The sequence below is a fragment of the Arthrobacter sp. JB02-1C genome, from assembly GCF_057748045.1.
Map to the genome: position 1 here is coordinate 1576693 of NZ_CM173235.1, position 18452 is coordinate 1595144.

An 18452-nucleotide genomic window follows, 5' to 3' on the forward strand; every position below is an offset into this window, starting at 1 on the left:
GCCGGCCCGCCTAACGTCAGCCGGCAGTTCCGGCGGAACCGTCCTCCATCGGGAAGGCCACGGCCTCACCCACCACGCGCAGGGTCAGTTCGGTGCCCGGCCGGGCGATGGACGCGTTCCAGTGCCGGATGGTGATGATCTCGCCGCCACCCGGGTACCGGTGGTCGGGCACGGCCCCCTCGGCGAGGACCGGAGGGATCGGCAGCTGCAGCCGGACGGTGGTTTCCGGGCCGAAGTAGTCCGTGTCCACCACGGTGCCGCGGATCGGCCCGTCCTCGGCGATCCGGATCTGCTCGGGCCGCAGCATGATCTGCACGCGGCCCTGCGCGGGCGGGCGCCGGACCGGGATGCCGCCCAGCGAGCAGGTCGCCAGCGAACCCTCCATCCAGGCGTCGAGGATGACCGCGTCGCCGAGGAACTCCGCGGTGGCCCGGTCCGCCGGGCGGGTGTAGACCACGAACGGGTTGCCGATCTGGGCGAGCTTGCCGCCGCGCATCACGGCCACCTGGTCCGCGAAGGACAGTGCCTCGGCCTGGTCGTGGGTGACCAGGATGGTGGTTACGCCGGCGTCGTGGAGCACTTTGCCGACGGTGCGGCGCGTGGCGACGCGGAGCCCGGCGTCGAGCGCGGAGAACGGTTCGTCCAGCAGCATCAATTCCGGCTCGCGGGCCAGGGCGCGCGCGAGGGCCACACGCTGCTGCTGGCCGCCGGAGAGCTGGTGGGGCCGCCGCTTGGCCATGGCCGGGTCCAGCGCAACCATCTCCAGCAGTTCGGCCACCCGCGACTTGGCGCCGCGGTGGCCGCCGGGGAGTTTGCCGGCGTCGAGCCCGAAGGCGATGTTCTGGCCGACTGTCAGGTGCGGGAACAGGGCGCCGTCCTGGGCCACATAGCCGACCTGCCGCTTGTGCGCCGGGACCCAGAGCCCGTCGCCTGCGACCTTCTTCCCGTTCAGCGCGATGCTGCCGGTGTCCGGGTGCTCGAAGCCGGCGATCAGCCGGAGCAGGGTGGTCTTTCCCGACCCGGAGGGCCCTACGATCGCGGTGGTTCCGCCCTTGGCGACGGCCAGGTTGACGCCTTTGAGGACGGCCTGGGTACCGAAGTTCTTGGTCACCGCGTCGATGTTCAGGTGGCTGTTGGTGCTGGGCGCGACGGAGGCCGCGATCCGGGGTGCCGGAAGCCGGGAGGGATGTTGTTCGGTCACTGACCCGCTGCTTTCTTGGACTGCTGGAAGAGGAGATAGGTCATCGGCGCCGAGATCAGGATCATCAGCAGGGCGTAGGGTGCCGCGCCGGCGTAGTCGATCTCGCTGCTCTTGCTCCAGAACTCGGTGGCCAGGGTGCGTGTCCCGTTCGGTGAGAGCAGCAGGGTGGCCGTCAACTCATTGACGATCCCGAGGAACACCAGCGCCGCGCCGCCTGCGGCGGCGGGTGCGGTGAGCCGTAGGGTGACCCGGATGAAGGCCAGCAACGGAGGTTTGCCGAGGGCCTGCGCGGCCTCGTCGAGTTCCTTGGGAGCCTGCGAGAGCCCGGACCTGATGTTGACCAGCGCCCGGGGCAGGAAGAGCAAAATGTATGCGGCCACCAGCAGGCCGGTGGTCTGGTACAGCGCCGGCACCATCCGGATACTGACCGTCACGAAGGCCAGGCCGACGACGATCCCGGGCAGGGAACTGGTGACGTAGTTGGAGAGTTCCAGCAGCTTGCTGAACGAACTGGGCCGGCGCACGGCGAGGTAGGCCATCGGAAAAGCGACCACGGTCGTCGCCGCGGCCCCGGCCAGGCCGTAACCGAGGGTCTGCAGCAGCGCCGGGAGGAACTCGCCGGCCGCCCAGATGTCGGCTCCGCCGGCATAAATCCAGCGCAGCACGAAGGTCAACGGCAGCCCGAAGGCCAGCGCGGTGAGGGCGAGCAGCGACAGCTGGGCCGGCCATTGGTAGGCGTGCAGCGGCAGCCGGAGCGCGCGGGCCTGGGCGCCGGAGCCCACCCGGGCGTACCGGGCCGTGCCGCGGCCGCGGGCCTCCACCACGAGCAGGATCAGGCAGAAGAACACCAGCACGCTGGCCAGCATGTTTCCGGCCGTCCCGTTGAAGGTGGACTGGTACTGGACCATGATCGCCGTGGTGAAGGTGTCGAAGCGGATCATCGCGAAGGCGCCGTACTCGGCGAGCAGGTGCAGCGAAACCAGCAGCGCGCCGCCGGTCATCGCGATCCGCAACTGCGGCAGCACCACGCGGAAGAAGGCGCGCCAGGCGCCGAGGCCCAGCGAGGCGGCGGACTGCTCGATCGCCGGATCCAACCGGCTCAGCGTGGCCGCCGCAGGGATATAGACGAGCGGGAAGTAGGACAGCGTCGCGATCAGCACCCCGGACCAGAGCCCGCCCAGGGACGGAATCGCGGAAACCCAGCCGTAGCTGTTGACGAAGGCCGGGATGGCCAGCGGGGCGGCCAGCAGCACGGCCCACCACTTGTGGCCCTTGAGGTCGGTGCGCTCCACCAGCCATGCACCGCCCACGCCCAGGACCAGGCACAGCGGAACGGTGATCAGCATCAGCAGCACGGTGTTGAGCAGCAGCTCACCCACCCGGGGCCGGACGATCAGGCTGACCGCGGTGTCCCAGCCGGTGGCAACCGTCATGAAGGCGACGTAGCCGAGCGGGACCAGCGAAAACAGGGCGATCAGGACGGCCAGGATGGCCACCACTGAGACGCCGAAAGGCGGGCGGGGGCGTGTGCCCCGGCCCGCGGCCGTCGTGCTCCCGGTGGTGCCGGAAGCCGCCAGTGTTTTGGTCACTGCCTAGAGCAGCCCTGCCTGGGTCATCAGTTCGGTGACCTTGGCAGAGTTGAGCTTGGCAGGGTCGACCTTGGGTGCCTGCAGGTCCGTCAGCGGAACCAGCTTGTCATTGGAAGGCACGTTGGAACCGACGGCGTACTCGAACGAGGTTCCCTTCTGCAGCACCTCCTGGCCCTTCTTCCCGGTGATGAACTTCAGGAAGGCCTGGGCCGCTGCCGCGTTCTTCGAGGACTTCAGCACGCCGCCCCCGGAAACCGAGACGAACGCCCCGGGGTCCTGGTTCTTGAAGTAGTACGGCGTGACGTTCTTGGAGTTCTCGCCCGTCTTCGCCTGGTCGCCGTAGTAGTAGTAGTGGTAGATCAGGGCGGCGTCCACCTCGCCGGCGTTCACGGCCTTCATGGCCGCGCTGTTGCCCTTATAGGGCTTGAAGTTCTCCTTCATGCCCTTCAGCCACGCCTGGGCGGAGGCCTCACCCTTGAGCTCGAGCAGCGCCGAGATGATCGCCTGGAAGTCCGCGCCGGACGGGGAAGCGGCCCACTTGCCCTTCCACTCCGGGTTGGCCAGGTCAAGCATCGACTTGGGCAGCTTGTCGGCGCTGACCTTGTTCTTGTCGTACACGAGGACGGTGGAGCGGGCGGCGATGCCGGTCCACTTGTTGGTGGAGGGGCGGAAGTCGGCGGGTACCTGGTCGACCGTGGCCTTGTCCACGTCCGCGAAGAGGCCGGCGTTTTCAACCTGGGCCATGGCGGGGGAGTTCTCGGTCAGGAAGACATCGGCGGGGGAGGCCGCCCCTTCCTGGACGATCTGGTTGGACATCTCCGTGTCCGAGCCTTGGCGCACGGTGACCTTGATGCCGGTTTCCGCCGTAAAAGCGTCCACCCATTCTTTGGTCAGGCTGTCGTGCTGGGCGTTGTAGACGGTAATTTCGCCGGTCGGCTTTCCGTCGGCGGCGGTGCTGCCGCCGGAAGCCGGGGTCCCGGAGCCACAGGCTGCGAGGCCGAGTGCTGCAGTCGCGGCGAGGGCAATGCCAGCCAGCGCGTTCGTGCGGATCTTCATCAGGCTACTTTCTGCAAGGAAAAGGTCGTCGGTGCCCGGCCCCCCGTGAGTCAAGGAGTTAGGGCATGCTCACTACGCAAAACTGTAGGTTAGCCAAACCTAAGCATCCAAGCCGAAAGCGGCTTAAGTGAGCAGGATCACACGAATTAGGACACTCGCGTGTGACTTAATTCGACGCCTGCGAGTCCGGGGCCGCCGCAGGGTCCTGTTCCCCCGGCACTGCCGCCGCGGCATCCGCTGTTTCGGGGCCGGTTTGGGCCGTATCGACGACGGCGGGCAGCTTGCCGGCCGTATCGACGACGGCGGGCAGCTTGCCCGCGATGGAGGCGGCAGCCTCCAGGACCATCCAGCCCTGCAGCTGGGTGGACAGGTCGACGATGGAGCCGGCCGGGTAGGTCCGGCGGGCCGGGAGCTCGGGACGGGACGAAAAGATCAGCCGGGTGCCCTTCCACGCCAGCGGCTCCTGCGCTCCCACCACCCGGCGCCCCTCCCAGAACGCTTCGGCGGTGTCGGTGACCAGCAGCGCCGCGGTCGCCCGGGTTTCCGCGCTGAGCCGCTCGTCGGCGGCCGCGAGGGCCAGGTAGCGGACCAGGATGCCGGTGAACAGGCCGCCGTCGCCGGTTCCCTCGGAACGAAGCACGGTGGTCTTGCGCCCCAGCAGCGGGGCCGGGACGGTCAGCCCGGCGGCAATGGCCGCGACCAGGGCGGCGGCGCGTTCCAGGTTCGGGGCACCGCCCAGGGTCAGCAGGGCACCCAGGACCGGTCCCTGGTTGTACGTGTAGATGGCCTCCTCAAGGAAGGTCCCGCCCTCGGGTGCGGCACGCACACCGTCCCGGTACAAGCCCTGCTCCGGGTCGTAGAGCGTGGCGTCCAGCCAGTCGAGCAGTGCCTGCGCCCTGGCCGTTTCTCCGGTCCGGGCAAAGTACAACGCGACCGGCCCGGTGGCCGCCGTGTTCTTGAAGTCCCGTTTTGTGTTCCAGAAGGTGCCGCCGCCCAGGTCCTCGGTCGAGGCCGCGTGGAACTGGAGGGTGAGTGTCTTCAGGATCCGTGCGTTCCGGTGCCGGCCGGAGGTTTTGCGGGAATCTTCGGCCAGCTTCGCCAGCCGCGCGGTGGCCAGGGCAAGCCACGCCATGTCGTCGTAGTAGTTGTTGACGACGGTCAGCAAATTCCGCAGCCGGATGCCGGTGAGCAGCCGGGAGGCGAGCCGTCCGGCGCTGGGCAGGTTGTCGCCGTCGAACTTTGCCGGCGTGTGGCCCCCGCCGCCGAGTTCGCGGCGCCCGGTGTCCACCAGGCAGTCCAGGTAATGCGCCTGCCACCAGTAGTGCCACGGCCGGGTCAGGTCCTTGAACCCGGCGGCCGGGCGGGCGACAGCGGCGAGGTGGGTGTTCGGGAGGAAGAAGAGCCGCTGGCCGAACAGCCGGGTCACCGAACGTGCGGCCTCATCGGCACGAAAGGCCCAGTTCGGGACGGGGGAATGGGCAGCTGCTGCGGTCATGGTCACAGCCTACTGGCGGAGGCCGCTGCGGCCCGGAATCCGGGCCCCGGGGTGCGCAATGTCCGCATTCCAGTTAACATGCACTAACTAATGCTCCCGAGGGGTGGTGCGCGCGCGTCCACGGCCGGAGGAAGGTTCCACATCAAGGAGGATGCATGGACGTCTTGGGTACTGTCGCACTGGTCACCGGCGGCGCCTCCGGGCTGGGGGCCGCGACGGCCCGCCGGCTCTTCGGCGCCGGCGCCTCCGTGGTGCTGGTCGACCTGCCGGGCCCGGCAGGGGCGGCGTTTGCCGCCGAGCTGAACGGACAGCAGCGTCCGGACGGCGCGGCGCGCGACGCAGTGGCGCCGGCCCGGGCAGTCTTCGTCCCCGCGGACGTCACCAACGAGGAGCAGGTGCAGGCCGCCGTCGCCGCGGCCACGGAACTCGGGCCGTTGCGGATCGTGGTGAACTGCGCCGGCGTCGGCACCCCGGGAAAGGTCCTGGGCCGCGACGGCGTGCTCCCGCTGGAGGCCTTCAGCCGGGTCATCCAGATCAACCTGGTCGGAACCTTCAACGTCATCCGGCTGGCCGCCGCCGCGATGGCCGGCACCGAGCCTGCGGCGACGGAACTGGGCGGACCGGAGCGCGGGGTCATCATCAACACCGCCTCGGTGGCCGCCTTCGACGGACAGATCGGCCAACCGGCCTACGCCGCCTCCAAGGGCGCTGTCGCCGCGATGACGCTGCCGATTGCCCGGGAGCTGGCCCGCTCGCTGATCCGGGTGGTCACGATCGCGCCCGGAATTTTCGAAACACCCATGATGGCGGGACTGCCGCAGGAGGCCCAGGATTCGCTGGGGCAGCAGGTCCCGCACCCGTCCCGGTTGGGCCGGCCGGCGGAGTACGCGAACCTGGTCGCGCACATCGTGGACAACGCGATGCTCAACGGAGAGACCATCCGGCTCGACGGCGCCATCCGGATGGGACCGAAGTGACCGCTCCGGCGGCCGGCCTGCCCGCCGCCGACTTCTTCGACTTCGAGGCGCTGCTCAGCGACGGGGAACAGGCGAAGCTGGCCGAGCTCCGGGAGTTCCTGGCCGCCGAGGTGGCGCCGTTCGCGGCCCAGTGGTGGAACGATGCTGAATTCCCGGCGCACATCCTGCCCCGGCTGGCGGCACTGCAGCTCAGCGCCCCGGCGCAGCACGGTTACAGCAACCTCTTCGCCGGCCTCGTCATCGCCGAGATGACCCGGGCGGACACGTCGCTGGCGACGTTCTTCCTGGTCCACCACGACCTCTTCGTGGAATCCCTGTACGGCTTCGGTTCCCCGGAACAGCGGGACCGCTTGCTGGCGGACGCCGAGCAGCTGCGGATCACCGGGGCTTTTGCGCTGACCGAGCCGCTGCACGGCTCCGACGTTGCCGGCGGCATGGAAACCACGGCGCGCCGGGTCCGGGGCGCCGGCGCGCCGGACCACTGGGTGCTCAACGGCGCGAAGCGCTGGATCGGCAACGGCACCTTTTGCGACTACCTGCTGGTTTGGGCACGGGATGCGGACGACGGTGCGATCCGCGGCTTCATTGTCGACGCCACCCTGCCCGGCGTGGCCCGCAGCAGGATTGAAAACAAAATTGCGCTGCGCACCGTGCAGAACGCCGACATTGTGTTCACCGACGTGGCCGTGGCCGAAGCGGACCGGTTCGCCGGAATCGACAGCTTCGAGGACACCAACGAACTGCTGCGCGGCTCGCGGATGATGGTCGCCTGGCAGGGCGTCGGGCAGCAGCTGGCCGCGTTCGACGTCGCCCGGCAGTACGTCCTCGAACGCCAGCAGTTCGGCCGCCCACTGGCCGCGTTCCAGCTGGTCCAGCAGCAGCTGGTGGGGATGCTTGGCAACGCGGTGGCCAGCATGGGCATGATGGCCCGGCTGGCGCAGTTGCAGGACCGGGGCGGCGCGGAGATGCCGCAGGTGGCGCTCGCGAAGTCTTACGTCAGCGCCCGGATGCGCGAGACCGTGGCGGCCGGCCGGTCCCTGCTGGGCGGCAACGGGATCGTCACCGACTTCGCGATGGCCAAAATCTTCGCCGACGCGGAGGCGATCTACACGTACGAGGGATCGTATGAGATCAACACGTTGATAGCGGGCCGCGCGGTGACCGGCATGTCGGCGATCGTCTAGGCCTCCGACGCCGGGAAGGGCCGCTTTTCGCCGGCCTCGATCCGGTAGTCCAGGCTGTTGTTTTTCACCGGCATGGGGCAGGTGCCGTACGGGGTGAAGGCGCTGGGGTAGTTGATGGCGCGGTTGAAATCCAGCACCACGCTGCGGTTTCCGAGGGAGTCCTGGCGCGGCCGCGCCGTTGAGACCTTGCGCCATTCGTCCGTCGAATCCCCGTTGGTCTCGTCGTGGAACGTCACGGTCAGGGCGCCGAGCTTTTCCTCCTCGGCCTGCAGCCGGCACTCGTGGGTCTGCCCGGGCAGCCGGAAGACGAGCTCGCCGACCGAACGGTGCACCCCGTCAACCAGCGGGTTGGCGGTCCCGATCGGTACGTCCACCGGTTCCGGGTACGGCGTGAACCGGGCCTCCAGCACCAGGTCGGGCCGGTAGTCGAAGGTGGGCACCCCGTCGAAGCCGGTCAACACGGGCGAGGCCGAGTCCCGGGTCCGGATGGCATACTTGTCGGCCCGCACGGCGAGCTCCACGACCACCTGCCGGCCCTCCGGCCCTCCGAACTGCACCCACATCAGGGACTCCTCATCGGCCAGGACCGCGCTGATGGTCCCGTCGACCGGCTCGCCGGTGTCCACCAGCGTCAGCCCGTCGGCCGCGGCAGCGGTGAGGAACGCCGTCGTGCCGTCAGTGGACCACAGCCCGGGAACCAGGTCGAGGGCGGACGGCCGGTCGGCCAGCCACTGGAAGGACGTCAAGGTGAGCCAGCCGTGCCTGACCGCCAGGGCCTCGTTGCGGTGTTTCCGGAAGCGCTGCCAGCGGGCAAGCTGCGCCGCGGGATCGGACTGCAGGCTGTTCATGGTTCCTCCCAAACGGTGACGTGTCGCCAAACATACAACCGCAGCCCGGCAGCGCGAATTCCTGCCCGGCCATTGCTGGCGGCAGGACCGGCTGGTACCGTCGGGCACACGCGCGGGCCGGGGTGCCGGACGCAGTCCCAGGCCGCGGGAAACCGGAGGCAACACCATGAAGATTGCAGTTTTCGGTACCGGAATGGTTGGCCCCACGCTTGCCGCCGCCTTCGCCGGGCTGGGCCATGACGTCGCCGTCGGCACCAGGGACCCGCAGGCGACGCTGGCCAGGACCGAGCCCGGGCCGATGGGCGGGACGCCGTTCCCGCAATGGCACGCGGAGCACGCCGGGATCGCCGTCGCCACCTACGCCGAGGCTGCTGCCTGGGGCGGGGTGATCGTGAACGCCACCAACGGCGGCGCCTCGCTGGCGGCGCTGACCGCTGCCGGAGCCGAAAACCTCGGCGGCAAGGTGCTGATTGACGTCGCGAACCCGCTGGACGCCTCCCGCGGGATGCCGCCGTCGCTGAACCCGGTCAACACCGACAGCCTCGCGGAGCAGATCCAGCGGGCCTTCCCGGAGGCGCGGGTGGTGAAAACGCTGAACACGATGAACGCCCGGCTGATGGTGGAGCCGGCGAGCGTGGCCGGCGGCGACCACTCGGTGTTCCTCTCCGGCAACGACGGGGCCGCCAAGACCATGGTGGCGGGCCTGCTGGCTGAACTGGGGCACCGCGACGTCATCGATCTGGGCGACATCACCACGGCCCGCGGTCCGGAAATGCTGCTGCCGATCTGGCTGCGGCTCTGGGCCGCCTTCGGCAACGCGGACTTCAATTTCAAGATTGCCCGCTGAGCCGCCGGCCGGATCGGCCAGCATCCGGGACGGGTTTTCGGCGGCCCGGGTTCCCGGCGCGACGGCGGGCCGGGTAACATCCGAGGGGTACCAGTAACCCGGCTCACAGTATCCAGTGCAGTGTACGAGCCCCGTCTCACCGCGAAAGATTTGTTTTCCATGGCTGACGCTGCAGTGCCTTCCGGTCCTGATCTTGCCTCCGAACTGCGTGCCGATGTCCGCAGGGTCTCCACCCTCCTCGGCGAATCACTGGTCCGCCAGCACGGTCCCGAACTTCTCGCCTCGGTGGAACAGGTCCGGCTGCTGACCAAGGAATCCAAGGAGGCCGCCCGGGGCGGCGCCGACGCCACCGGCCCGTGGAGTTCGTACGACGTCGTCGCCCAGGTCCGAGAGCTGCTGGGCTCGCTGCCGCTGGAACAGGCGACCGACCTGGTCCGGGCCTTCGCGTTCTACTTCCATCTGGCCAACGCCGCCGAGCAGGTCCACCGGGTCCGCGGACTGCGTACCCGGAACGAAAAGGACGGCTGGCTGGCGAAGGCCGTGCAGGACATCGTGGAGCAGGCCGGCCCGGCAGAGCTGCAGCAGGTCGTGGATGAGCTGGACGTGCGGCCGGTCTTCACCGCGCACCCGACCGAGGCTTCCCGGCGGTCCGTGCTGGACAAGATCCGCCGGCTCTCCGACGTGCTCGCCGAGCCCACCCGGGAAGGCACCTCGGCGCGCCGCCGCCAGGACCGGCAGCTGGCCGAGGTGATCGACCAGATGTGGCAGACCGACGAGCTGCGCCAGGTCCGGCCCACCCCGGTGGATGAGGCGCGGAACGCGATCTACTACCTCACCGGGATCCTCACCGATGCCATGCCGGAGATGCTCTCGGACCTGTCCGACCTCCTCGGCCAGCACGGCGTCACCCTCCCCGCCGCCAAGGCGCCGCTCCGGTTCGGCTCGTGGATCGGCGGGGACCGGGACGGCAACCCCAACGTCACGGCGGCCGTGACCCGCGAAATCCTGCAGCTGCAGAACCAGCGCGCGGTGCGGATCGGGGTCGGCCTGATCGACGGGCTCATTTCCATTCTGTCGAACTCCACGGCGCTGGCGGCCGCCGACCGGGCCCTGCTGGATTCGATCGACGTGGATCTGCGCATGCTCCCCGGGCTGGACCCCCGCGTCCTGGAGCTCAACGCGCAGGAGCCGTACCGGCTCAAGCTCACCTGCATAAAGGCCAAGCTGCTCAACACCGGCCGCCGGATCGCCGCCGGCTCGGCCCACGAACCGGGACGCGACTACGCCGCCACCGCCGAGCTCCTGGCCGAGCTGGGCCTGCTGGAGGCGTCCCTGCGGAACCACGCGGCAGGCCTCGCCGCCGACGGCGCCCTGGCCCGGGCCCGGCGTGCGATCGCCGCCTTCGGCCTGCACCTGGCCACGCTGGACATCCGCGAACACGCCGCCCGGCACCATGACGCCGTCGGGCAGCTGATGGACCGGCTCGGCGGCCCCGGCGTCCGGTACGCCGAGCTGAGCCGGGCCGAGCGGCTGGAGGTGCTCGGCGCGGAGCTTGCCTCCCGCCGGCCGCTCTCCGGCCACCCGATTAAGCTCGACGGCGCGGCGGACGGCACGTACGACGTCTTCCGCGAGATCCGCCGGGCCCTGCGCAGCTACGGCCCCGACGTGATCGAAACGTACATTGTCTCGATGACCCGCGGCGCGGATGATGTCCTGGCCGCCGCGGTGCTGGCCCGCGAGGCCGGTCTGGTAAATCTCCACGGCGCGGCTCCCTACGCCCGGATCGGCTTCGCTCCGCTGCTGGAAACGGTGGAGGAACTGCGTGCTTCCGCCGAGATTATGGACGGACTGCTCTCCGACGCCTCCTACCGTGAGCTGGTCCGGCTGCGCGGGGACGTGCAGGAAATCATGCTCGGCTATTCGGACTCGAACAAAGAGTCCGGGGTGATGACCAGCCAGTGGGAGATTTACAAGACCCAGCGCAAACTGCGCGACGTGGCCGCCAAGCACGGCGTCCGGGTGCGCCTTTTCCACGGCCGCGGCGGTTCCGTGGGGCGCGGCGGCGGCCCGACGTACGACGCGATCCTTGCCCAGCCCAACGGCGTGCTCGAGGGCGAGATCAAATTCACCGAACAGGGCGAAGTAATTTCGGACAAGTACTCGCTGCCGGAACTGGCGCGCGAAAACCTCGAACTGTCCCTCGCGGCCGTGCTGCAGGGTTCCGCGCTGCACCGCGCGCCGCGCACCTCGGAGGACCAGCGGCTCCGCTACGACCACGTCATGGAGGCCGTTTCCGACGCGGCGTTCGCCCGGTACCGGACGCTGATCGAAGATCCGGACCTGCCCGCCTACTTCCAGGCGTCCACCCCGGTGGAGCAGCTCGCCTCGCTGAACATCGGCTCCAGGCCGTCCAAGCGCCCGGATTCGGGTGAGGGGCTCGAAGGCCTTCGGGCCATTCCGTGGGTGTTCGGCTGGACCCAGTCGCGGCAGATCGTGCCCGGCTGGTTCGGCGTGGGCTCCGGGCTGCGGGCCGCCCGGGAGGCAGGCCACACCGCCCAGCTCAAGGAGATGATGGACGGCTGGCACTTCTTCCGTTCCGTGCTTTCCAACGTCGAGATGACCCTGGCCAAGACAGACATGGACATCGCCGGCTATTACGTTTCCACCCTGGTCCCGGCCGGGCTGCACCACGTTTTCCATGCCATCCGCGCGGAGTTCGAACTGACCGTCGCAGAGGTGCAGGCCCTCACCGGGGAGGACCTGCTGCTCGACGCCCAGCCCACGCTCAAACGCTCCCTGGAAATCCGGGACCAGTACCTGGACCCCATCAGCTACCTGCAGGTCGAGCTGCTGCGCCGCGTCCGCGCCGAGCAGGCGGCGGCGAAGGCCGCGGGGGCGGCGGGGAAGGCCGCGGGGGCGGCGGGGAAGGCCGCGGGGGACGGCAAGCCCGACGCCGGCATCGACGAACGGCTCCAACGCGCCATGCTGATCACCATCAACGGCGTCGCCGCCGGGCTGCGCAACACCGGCTAGGAAGAGCCGGCCGCTCGCCTAGGCTTGAACCCATGCCGTCGTTCCAGACCAGATTGAAAATCACCGGCCTCAAGCCCGGAAACCCGCCCGAAGCGGTCATGGCTGCCGCCATCGAGGCGCTGGAAACCCGGCACCACGTGGAAGCGAACCAGCTTGAGCTTGCCGGCGGGGTCCCACAACTGAACCTGCGTTTCCTGGTCGATGCCACCGCCTACGCCGCCGAGAACAGCCAGGCGCGGGAATCGGCAGCCATGATGCGTGACGCCGTCGAGCGGGTGGCGGTGACCGGCAGTCTCGTGGTGCTGCGCCGGAACCGGGGCCGCTGGGCGCCCGTCTAACTGCGGCGCGGGAACAGCGCCGCTAGAAGTCCAGCTCCTCGTCCGGATCGACCGGAGCCGCGACCGGGGAGCTGTTGCCCCGTCGGCGCGAAACCACCACCCCCACGGCGGCGCCGATGGCCAGGCCGACCCCGACGCCGATCAGCGAACTCGCCCAGAACGGCAGCCGCGTGGTGGACCCGGTGACGTAGCCGAGGGCAACCGACCAAGCCGCCCAAAGAGCCCCGCCCAGGGCCGCGCACAGGCTGAAACCGCGCGTGGACACGTTGGCAATCCCGGCCGCCGCCGTGGTTGCCAGCCGGCCGCCGGGGACGAATCGGATCCCGATGATGCCGCCGTACGTGGACGAGCGCCCGGCCCTGGCGATGGCCAGGTGCACGCCGCTGTGGAACCTGCGGCCCCAGCTCCAGCGGTCGAGGACGTGGCTGAGTCGGCGCTTGAACAGCTGGAACACCACCAGGTCCCCGAGCCAGGAGGCAACAGCGGCGATCAGGGCCACCAGGAAAATGTTGGCCCGGCCGTCAGCGGACAGGGCACCGCCGGTAATGACCAGCATTTCCGAGGGGACCGGCGGGAAGATGGCGTCGGCAAAGACCGCGGGGAGGATCCAGAAATAGATCGCGGCTCCCCAGGTGTCCGCATTGGCCAGGTCCATGGGCACAAGTTACCCCATCCGCGGCGATGCCGTGCCGTACCTGCGTCAGTTCGTCAGCGGGGCCTCGGACAGTTCGAGCCGGCTCCGGTACTCCACCGGGTTGCCGGAGATGGGATCCACGAACCGGATGCCCCGGGCCAGCAACTGCAGCGGCCGGGCGTAGTCGTCCGGAGCCTTGTCCAGCAGCTTCGGGTAGAAGGCATCGTTCACGATTCCAAGGCCCAGCGACGCCATGTGCACCCGCAGTTGGTGGGTCTTTCCAGAGTGCGGCTCCAGCCGGTACAGTGCGCGGGCCGGAGCCGTGCCGCCGGCCGCTGCACCGCTGGCCGCTGCACCGCTGGCGGGTCCGGTGCCGGCCGGCCCGGCGAAGGTGCGCAGCCGTTCGATCCGGGTCTCCGTGTTGGCCTCGCCGTCGATGACCTCCGCGAGCAGGTAGCTGCGGGACTTGGTCATCCGGTTCCGCACCACGACGGGGAAGTCGACGGCCGCGTGGCCGGCTGCCGGTTCCGCGGCTGACACACACTCATATTCCTTCTGGACCTGCCGCTTTTCGAAAAGCACCTGGTACTTCCCGCGGGTTGCCGGATTGGTGGAGAAGAGCAGAATCCCGGCCGTCATGCGGTCCAGGCGGTGCATGGGGATCAGGTCCGGCAGTTCCAGTTGGTTCCGGAGCCGCACCAGCGCCGACTCCTGGATGTAGGTGCCGCCGGGAGTAGTGGGCAGGAAGTGCGGCTTGTCCACGACCAGAAGATGATCGTCCTGGTGCAGGATGTTCAGCTCTACCGGGATCCGGGTCTCCGGCGGGAGCGAGCGGTAGTACCAGATAAAGGTATGGCGCCGCAGCGGAGTAGTGCGATCCAGCGGAACGCCGGCCTCGCCGACGATCTCCCCAGCGTCGAAGCGGTCCTCGATTCCCTGCGGGTCAAGGTGCCCCCAGCGGTGCATCATGTAGTCCATCGCCGTGTCCCACGGGCCCTCGTCCGGCAGCCGCAGGCGGGTGGCGTTCACGCCGTCGCGCACGGGCAGGGGAGATTGCATCACCGCCCTATTCTACGGCGGGCCCGGTCCCGCCCCCGCCTGCCCGCGTCCCCGCCCGGCGCCGCCCCGCGCCCCGCCCCGCGCCGCCCACCCACCCGACCCGCCCCGCGCCGCCCACCCGCCGTTTCGACGGTTCCCCGCCCACCAGACGTTTCCAAGCGTCGAACCGGCAGGGAACCGTCGAACCGGCAGGACACCGTCGGAGCGACCGACGAGAAAAAAGTTCTTGACAATAAAAACTGTCGGTGCCCAGACTGAAAGCATGGTTGAGATCGAAGTGATTGCGGACCCCGCTGCGGCTGAGGCTTCGCTGGACCCGATCCGGACCAGGATCCTGCGCGACCTGGCCGAGCCGGCGTCCGCCACCGGGCTGGCCGGAAAACTGGGGCTGCCCCGGCAGCAGGTGAACTATCATCTCAAGGCCCTCGAGCGGCACGGGCTGGTCGAACTCGTCGAGGAGCGGCGCCGCGGCAACGTCACCGAACGCATCCTGCGGGCCACCGCGTCCTCGTACCTGATCTCCCCCTCTGCGCTGGCCTCCGTGGCGCCCGACCCCAACCGCTTCTCGGACCGGTTCTCGGCGTTCTGGCTTTTGGCGCTCGCCGGCCGGATGGTCCAGGAGCTGGGCCAGCTGATCGCCGGCGCAGCCGCGGCCAGGAAGCAGCTCGCCACCTTCGCCATTGACGGCGAGATAACTTTCCGTTCTGCCGCGGACCGGGCGGCCTTCGCGGAAGACCTGGGACTCGCCGTCGCCCGGCTCGTGGACAAGTACCACGACGGCGGTGCCGCCGGAAGGGCGCACGACGACGGCGGGACGTCCAGCGGGACGTCCGGCGGGGCGTCCGGCGTGGCCGCCGGCCGAAACGCTGCGGCCACCTCGGGCGCGGGGCGCAGGCACCGGCTCGTCGTCGCCCTCCACCCCACCCTCAAGATCCCAGCCAACACAGCAAAGCCGAAGGACCAGGACCATGACTGAGCAGCGCCTATTCGAGATCATTTACGACACGGACCTGCCCGGGACGCCGGAACGCGTCTGGGAAGCCGTCACCGCAGGTACCCCGGCCTGGATGTTTCCCACCGACCAGTGGCCGGCGACCAGGACCGTGGAGGAACGCCCGGTGCACCTGGTGACCAGGATGGAAGGCCCGGACGGCTGGTTCAACCAGCTGGAACACGTGCTGGAACCGCTTGACCACGGCCGCTCCCGACTGCACTACGTGCACAGCGGCATCTTTACCGACAACTGGGACGAGCAGTACGACGGCGCCAGCAGGCACACGGCCTTCTACCTACACACCCTGGGCCAGTATCTCGAGTACTTTGACGGCAGGCCGGTCGTCTTCACCGACATTCAGGCCCCTGCGGCGTCGCAATCCCCGGACGGTTTTGACCGGCTGAAGGCCTCCCTCGGCGTGGCCGGCGCGGCGCAGGGAGACGCGGTGGAGCTCGACGTCGACGGCGTCGGAACCCTTTCCGGCCAGCTGGACTTCGTCAATGAGCACTTTCTCGGGCTGCGCACGGCGGACGCGCTGTACCGCTTCTTCGGGCGCAACGCGTTCGGGGCGCCGGTGGGGATGACGGTGCACGACTTCAGCGGCCGCGGGGACACCGACGCGACGGCGGCGGCATGGGGTGCCTTCTTCGGCAAGCTCTACGCCTAAGCACGCCCCAACCCACGTTGCGCCGTCGTAGTCGGTCTCCCGCGTCCACGCCCCAGCCCACGCTGGGCCGTTTCGACGGTTCCCTGCGTACTCGATGGTTCCAAGCGTCGAGTGCGCAGGGAACCGTCGAAACGGGCGGCGATGCCGAGGGGACGCGAGGGGACGCTGCGTGGGACGCGGCGGGGGCTGCGGCAGGGAAGTGCGGGGGACTGATCAGGCGATGGCGGCGGCGGGCGGGGCAGGAAGGCTCCGGCGCAGCTGCGGGGCACCGTCCAGCCTGTCCTGGGCTGCGCGCAGGGCCAACACCGCGGTTTCCAGCTGCTCCGGCGGCAGGGTGAAGGGAACGCGTAGGTAGTGTTCAAAGGCGCCCCCGTTGCCGAACCTTGGGCCCGCGGCCAACCGGATGCCGAAGTCCGGCGCGAGCGCGGCAAGCCCGGTGCTGATCGGCCCCGGAAGGCGGCACCAGACCGAAAGGCCGCCGCCGGGGCGCTCCGGTTCCCAGCCGGGAAGGTGCCTGCCGAGCAAGTCCAACAGCACATCACGGTTTTCGCGCAGCGCCGCAAGCCGATCCGGCAGTGGTTCGGCGAGGTCGTTGACCAGGTGCGCGGCGGCGAGCTGCTCGACCACCGGGCCACCCAGGTCCAGGGTGGTGCGGGCGGCAGCGAAGCGCCGGATCAGCGGCTCGCTGGCACGGATCCAGCCCGTCCGGAGCCCCGCCCAGTGCGACTTGCTGAGCGATCCGAGGGACACCACCGCCGGGCTGAACACGGCCATCGGCGTCGAGGGCGCGCCGTCGAGGTTCAGCTCCCGCAGCGTCTCGTCCACGACCAGCACGGTGCCGGCTGCAGCTGCCGCCCTGACAAGGCGGCGCCGCTGGGAATCGGGCAGCAGCCGGCCGGTGGGGTTGTGGAAGTCCGGCACCACGTAGGCCATCGCGGGCCGCTGCTGCGCCAGCACGGCCGCCATTGCCTCAAGGTCCCAGCCTGGCTGCGCGCGGCCTGGCTGCGCGCGGCCGGTCTGGCCGCGGCCGGTCCCGCCAGGCCCGCCGGGAGCAGCCGCGGGCATGGCGACCGTCACCAGGCGGCAGCCCGCGGCCCGGATCGCGTCGAGGGCGTTCGGATAGCTCGGGTGTTCCACGAGGACCTTTTCGGAGCGTCCGGCGAGCGTGCGGAGCACGATATTCAGGGCGTGCTGCGCCCCGGAGGTGACCAGGATCTGCGCGGCCGTGGTGGGCGCGCCGGCCGCCATGTAGCGGGCCGCGATCGCCTCCCGGAGTGGCTCGACGCCCAGCGCGTCGTAACCGAAGCCGGGCAGCAGGGCGGGCAATTCCGTGAGCGCGGCGGCGAAGGCGCGGTGCACCACCTCGCCGCTTGCCGGCAGTGAGGCGTAGGCCAGGTCGAGCACGCCGTCCGGAACCGCAAGCCCGGGAGCGCCGCTGAGCCGGGGGCCGTCCTTGCGCCGGCTGAGCTTCGGGCCGTGGCCGGGGATGCAGCTGCGGCTCCGGCTGCCCTGGCCGCTGCTGAGAAAGCCCTGTTCGCGCAGCAGGGAGTAGGCTGCGGTCACCGTGGTGCGGCTGAGGCCAAGCGCCGCCGCCAGCGACCGCTCACTGGGCATCGCCATGTCCAGTGCCACGCGCCCGTCGAGGATGAGCAGGCGCACGACGTCGGCCAACTCGCGGTAGGCGGGCGAAGCGCCGACGTTCCAGCCGCCCAGCAGCCGCACCAGGGCGATCGGGCTCAGGGAACCGGGCATAAAGCCAGTATTTCAAACTGGCTATGGATTACAAGGCCAGCAGTCGGGGAGGATGGTGGTCATGATGACGCGTCGCCTTCTCCAGCTCCTGATCGGCCTGGCCCTTTACGGGGTCTCGCTGGCCATGGTTATCCGGGCTAGCCTCGGCACGGCGCCGTGGGACGTCTTCCACCAGGGCCTCGCGGGCAGGACCGGGTTCAGCCTGGGCACCGTGGTGATTGGCGTCAGCTTCCTGGTCCTGCTGCTTTGGATCCCGCTCCGGCAGTGGCCCGGGATCGGCACCTTGTGCAACGCCGTGCTGGTGGGGGTGTTTGCCGACGTCGGACTGGCACTGATCCCGCGTTTCGAGCACCTGGGCGGCCAGATCGGGCTCCTGATCGGCGCGGTCCTGCTCAACGGCGTGGCCTCGGCGATGTATATCGGGGCGCGGCTCGGGCCGGGGGCCCGCGACGGGCTGATGACCGGGCTGTCGCGGCTGACCGGCTGGCCGGTGCGGGCCACCAGGACCAGCATCGAGGTGGTGGTGCTGGCCGCCGGCTGGCTGCTGGGCGGCTCGGTGGGCGTGGGGACCGTGCTGTACGCGCTCGCCATTGGCCCGTTGGTGCAGCTGATGCTGCCGCACTTCACCGTCCCAGAGCGAGCGGGTGCAGAGGCCGCCGCCGTTCCGCAGCAGCAGGTTCCGCAGCAGCAGGTTCCGCAGCAGCAGGTTCCACAGCAGCCGGGGGACGGCAGTTGGACCGTGGCCGGGACGTCCGCAACGGAAGCGGATGTGGCCGGT

General features: G+C 69.7%; 15 protein-coding genes and 1 pseudogene. 8 read left to right on the forward strand and 8 right to left on the reverse strand.

Annotated features, from left to right (window positions below):
• Window positions 1-16: 16 nt before the first annotated feature.
• The 4 genes from AC3ANP_RS07445 to AC3ANP_RS07460 form a co-directional block, all read right to left on the reverse strand.
• Window positions 17-1201: an ABC transporter ATP-binding protein gene (locus AC3ANP_RS07445; RefSeq protein ID WP_488332681.1), complete on the reverse strand. Its 1185-nt coding sequence runs from the start codon at window positions 1199-1201 to the stop codon at window positions 17-19.
• Window positions 1198-2790, reverse strand: a complete 1593-nt coding sequence (locus AC3ANP_RS07450) for an ABC transporter permease (RefSeq protein ID WP_488332682.1) — start codon at window positions 2788-2790, stop codon at window positions 1198-1200. Before AC3ANP_RS07450 ends, AC3ANP_RS07445 begins: the two co-directional genes overlap by 4 nt.
• A 3-nt stretch (window positions 2791-2793) precedes the next feature.
• Entirely contained in the window at window positions 2794-3846 is a 1053-nt protein-coding gene (locus tag AC3ANP_RS07455) for an iron ABC transporter substrate-binding protein (protein ID WP_488332683.1), read from the reverse strand.
• 166 nt (window positions 3847-4012) lie between these two features.
• Window positions 4013-5341 carry a glycoside hydrolase family 76 protein gene (locus AC3ANP_RS07460; protein ID WP_488332684.1) on the reverse strand — a complete coding sequence of 443 codons (1329 nt, stop codon included), beginning with the start codon at window positions 5339-5341 and terminating at the stop codon, window positions 4013-4015.
• A gap of 155 nt (window positions 5342-5496) precedes the next feature.
• Here AC3ANP_RS07460 and AC3ANP_RS07465 point away from each other — a divergent pair, with 155 nt between their 5' ends.
• Window positions 5497-6318, forward strand: coding sequence for an SDR family NAD(P)-dependent oxidoreductase (locus AC3ANP_RS07465; RefSeq protein ID WP_488332685.1), 822 nt, complete (start codon window positions 5497-5499; stop codon window positions 6316-6318).
• Complete coding sequence (locus AC3ANP_RS07470; RefSeq protein WP_488332686.1) at window positions 6315-7502, forward strand: acyl-CoA dehydrogenase family protein; 1188 nt, start codon at window positions 6315-6317, stop codon at window positions 7500-7502. Before AC3ANP_RS07465 ends, AC3ANP_RS07470 begins: the two co-directional genes overlap by 4 nt.
• On the opposite strand, the gene AC3ANP_RS07475 is transcribed toward AC3ANP_RS07470, so the two are convergent.
• The gene (locus AC3ANP_RS07475) at window positions 7499-8350 is read right to left on the reverse strand and encodes a DUF1684 domain-containing protein (RefSeq protein WP_488332687.1); all 852 of its coding nucleotides are present in this window, start codon (window positions 8348-8350) and stop codon (window positions 7499-7501) included. The two genes, AC3ANP_RS07470 and AC3ANP_RS07475, sit on opposite strands and share 4 nt — an antisense overlap.
• Window positions 8351-8516: 166 nt before the next feature.
• Between AC3ANP_RS07475 and AC3ANP_RS07480 the strand changes: the two genes are divergently transcribed.
• From AC3ANP_RS07480 to AC3ANP_RS07490, 3 genes are all read left to right on the forward strand, one after another.
• Window positions 8517-9197 (forward strand): NADPH-dependent F420 reductase, encoded by a 681-nt coding sequence (locus AC3ANP_RS07480; protein ID WP_488332688.1) that lies wholly within the window; start codon window positions 8517-8519, stop codon window positions 9195-9197.
• Between the two features lie 159 nt (window positions 9198-9356).
• Window positions 9357-12230, forward strand: a complete 2874-nt coding sequence (gene ppc / locus AC3ANP_RS07485) for a phosphoenolpyruvate carboxylase (RefSeq protein ID WP_488332689.1) — start codon at window positions 9357-9359, stop codon at window positions 12228-12230.
• A gap of 32 nt (window positions 12231-12262) precedes the next feature.
• Entirely contained in the window at window positions 12263-12568 is a 306-nt protein-coding gene (locus tag AC3ANP_RS07490; protein ID WP_488332690.1) for a hypothetical protein, read from the forward strand.
• 22 nt (window positions 12569-12590) lie between these two features.
• On the opposite strand, the gene AC3ANP_RS07495 is transcribed toward AC3ANP_RS07490, so the two are convergent.
• Both AC3ANP_RS07495 and AC3ANP_RS07500 read right to left on the reverse strand, forming a co-directional pair.
• A complete protein-coding gene (locus AC3ANP_RS07495; protein ID WP_488332691.1) occupies window positions 12591-13223 on the reverse strand; it encodes a DedA family protein in 633 nt (210 codons plus the stop codon).
• 45 nt (window positions 13224-13268) lie between these two features.
• Entirely contained in the window at window positions 13269-14261 is a 993-nt protein-coding gene (locus AC3ANP_RS07500; RefSeq protein WP_488332997.1) for a pseudouridine synthase, read from the reverse strand.
• 262 nt (window positions 14262-14523) lie between these two features.
• On the opposite strand from AC3ANP_RS07500, the gene AC3ANP_RS07505 reads away from it, so the two are divergent.
• Window positions 14524-15237 (forward strand): ArsR/SmtB family transcription factor, encoded by a 714-nt coding sequence (locus tag AC3ANP_RS07505; RefSeq protein WP_488332692.1) that lies wholly within the window; start codon window positions 14524-14526, stop codon window positions 15235-15237.
• Window positions 15230-15922 carry an SRPBCC family protein gene (locus AC3ANP_RS07510; protein ID WP_488332693.1) on the forward strand — a complete coding sequence of 231 codons (693 nt, stop codon included), beginning with the start codon at window positions 15230-15232 and terminating at the stop codon, window positions 15920-15922. Before AC3ANP_RS07505 ends, AC3ANP_RS07510 begins: the two co-directional genes overlap by 8 nt.
• Window positions 15923-16135: 213 nt before the next feature.
• Here the strand turns inward: AC3ANP_RS07510 and yczR are convergent, their stop codons facing one another.
• Window positions 16136-17674, reverse strand: coding sequence for a MocR-like transcription factor YczR (yczR, locus tag AC3ANP_RS07515; protein WP_488332694.1), 1539 nt, complete (start codon window positions 17672-17674; stop codon window positions 16136-16138).
• Between the two features lie 61 nt (window positions 17675-17735).
• On the opposite strand from yczR, the pseudogene yczE reads away from it, so the two are divergent.
• Window positions 17736-18344, forward strand: a pseudogene (yczE, locus tag AC3ANP_RS07520) (membrane protein YczE); the annotation flags it as partial.
• Window positions 18345-18452: the final 108 nt, after the last annotated feature.

What these genes read in the sequence shown, in the direction of transcription:
- AC3ANP_RS07455 (WP_488332683.1), bottom strand. Translation starts at nt 3,846, where the DNA reads ATGAAGATCCGCACGAACGCGCTGGCTGGCATTGCCCTCGCCGCGACT.
- AC3ANP_RS07495 (WP_488332691.1), bottom strand. Translation starts at nt 13,223, where the DNA reads ATGGACCTGGCCAATGCGGACACCTGGGGAGCCGCGATCTATTTCTGG.
- AC3ANP_RS07500 (WP_488332997.1), bottom strand. Translation starts at nt 14,261, where the DNA reads ATGCAATCTCCCCTGCCCGTGCGCGACGGCGTGAACGCCACCCGCCTG.
- yczR (WP_488332694.1), bottom strand. Translation starts at nt 17,674, where the DNA reads ATGCCCGGTTCCCTGAGCCCGATCGCCCTGGTGCGGCTGCTGGGCGGC.
- AC3ANP_RS07480 (WP_488332688.1), top strand. Translation starts at nt 8,517, where the DNA reads ATGAAGATTGCAGTTTTCGGTACCGGAATGGTTGGCCCCACGCTTGCC.
- AC3ANP_RS07490 (WP_488332690.1), top strand. Translation starts at nt 12,263, where the DNA reads ATGCCGTCGTTCCAGACCAGATTGAAAATCACCGGCCTCAAGCCCGGA.
- AC3ANP_RS07505 (WP_488332692.1), top strand. Translation starts at nt 14,524, where the DNA reads ATGGTTGAGATCGAAGTGATTGCGGACCCCGCTGCGGCTGAGGCTTCG.
- AC3ANP_RS07475 (WP_488332687.1), bottom strand. Translation starts at nt 8,350, where the DNA reads ATGAACAGCCTGCAGTCCGATCCCGCGGCGCAGCTTGCCCGCTGGCAG.
- AC3ANP_RS07460 (WP_488332684.1), bottom strand. Translation starts at nt 5,341, where the DNA reads ATGACCGCAGCAGCTGCCCATTCCCCCGTCCCGAACTGGGCCTTTCGT.
- AC3ANP_RS07510 (WP_488332693.1), top strand. Translation starts at nt 15,230, where the DNA reads ATGACTGAGCAGCGCCTATTCGAGATCATTTACGACACGGACCTGCCC.
- ppc (WP_488332689.1), top strand. Translation starts at nt 9,357, where the DNA reads ATGGCTGACGCTGCAGTGCCTTCCGGTCCTGATCTTGCCTCCGAACTG.
- AC3ANP_RS07465 (WP_488332685.1), top strand. Translation starts at nt 5,497, where the DNA reads ATGGACGTCTTGGGTACTGTCGCACTGGTCACCGGCGGCGCCTCCGGG.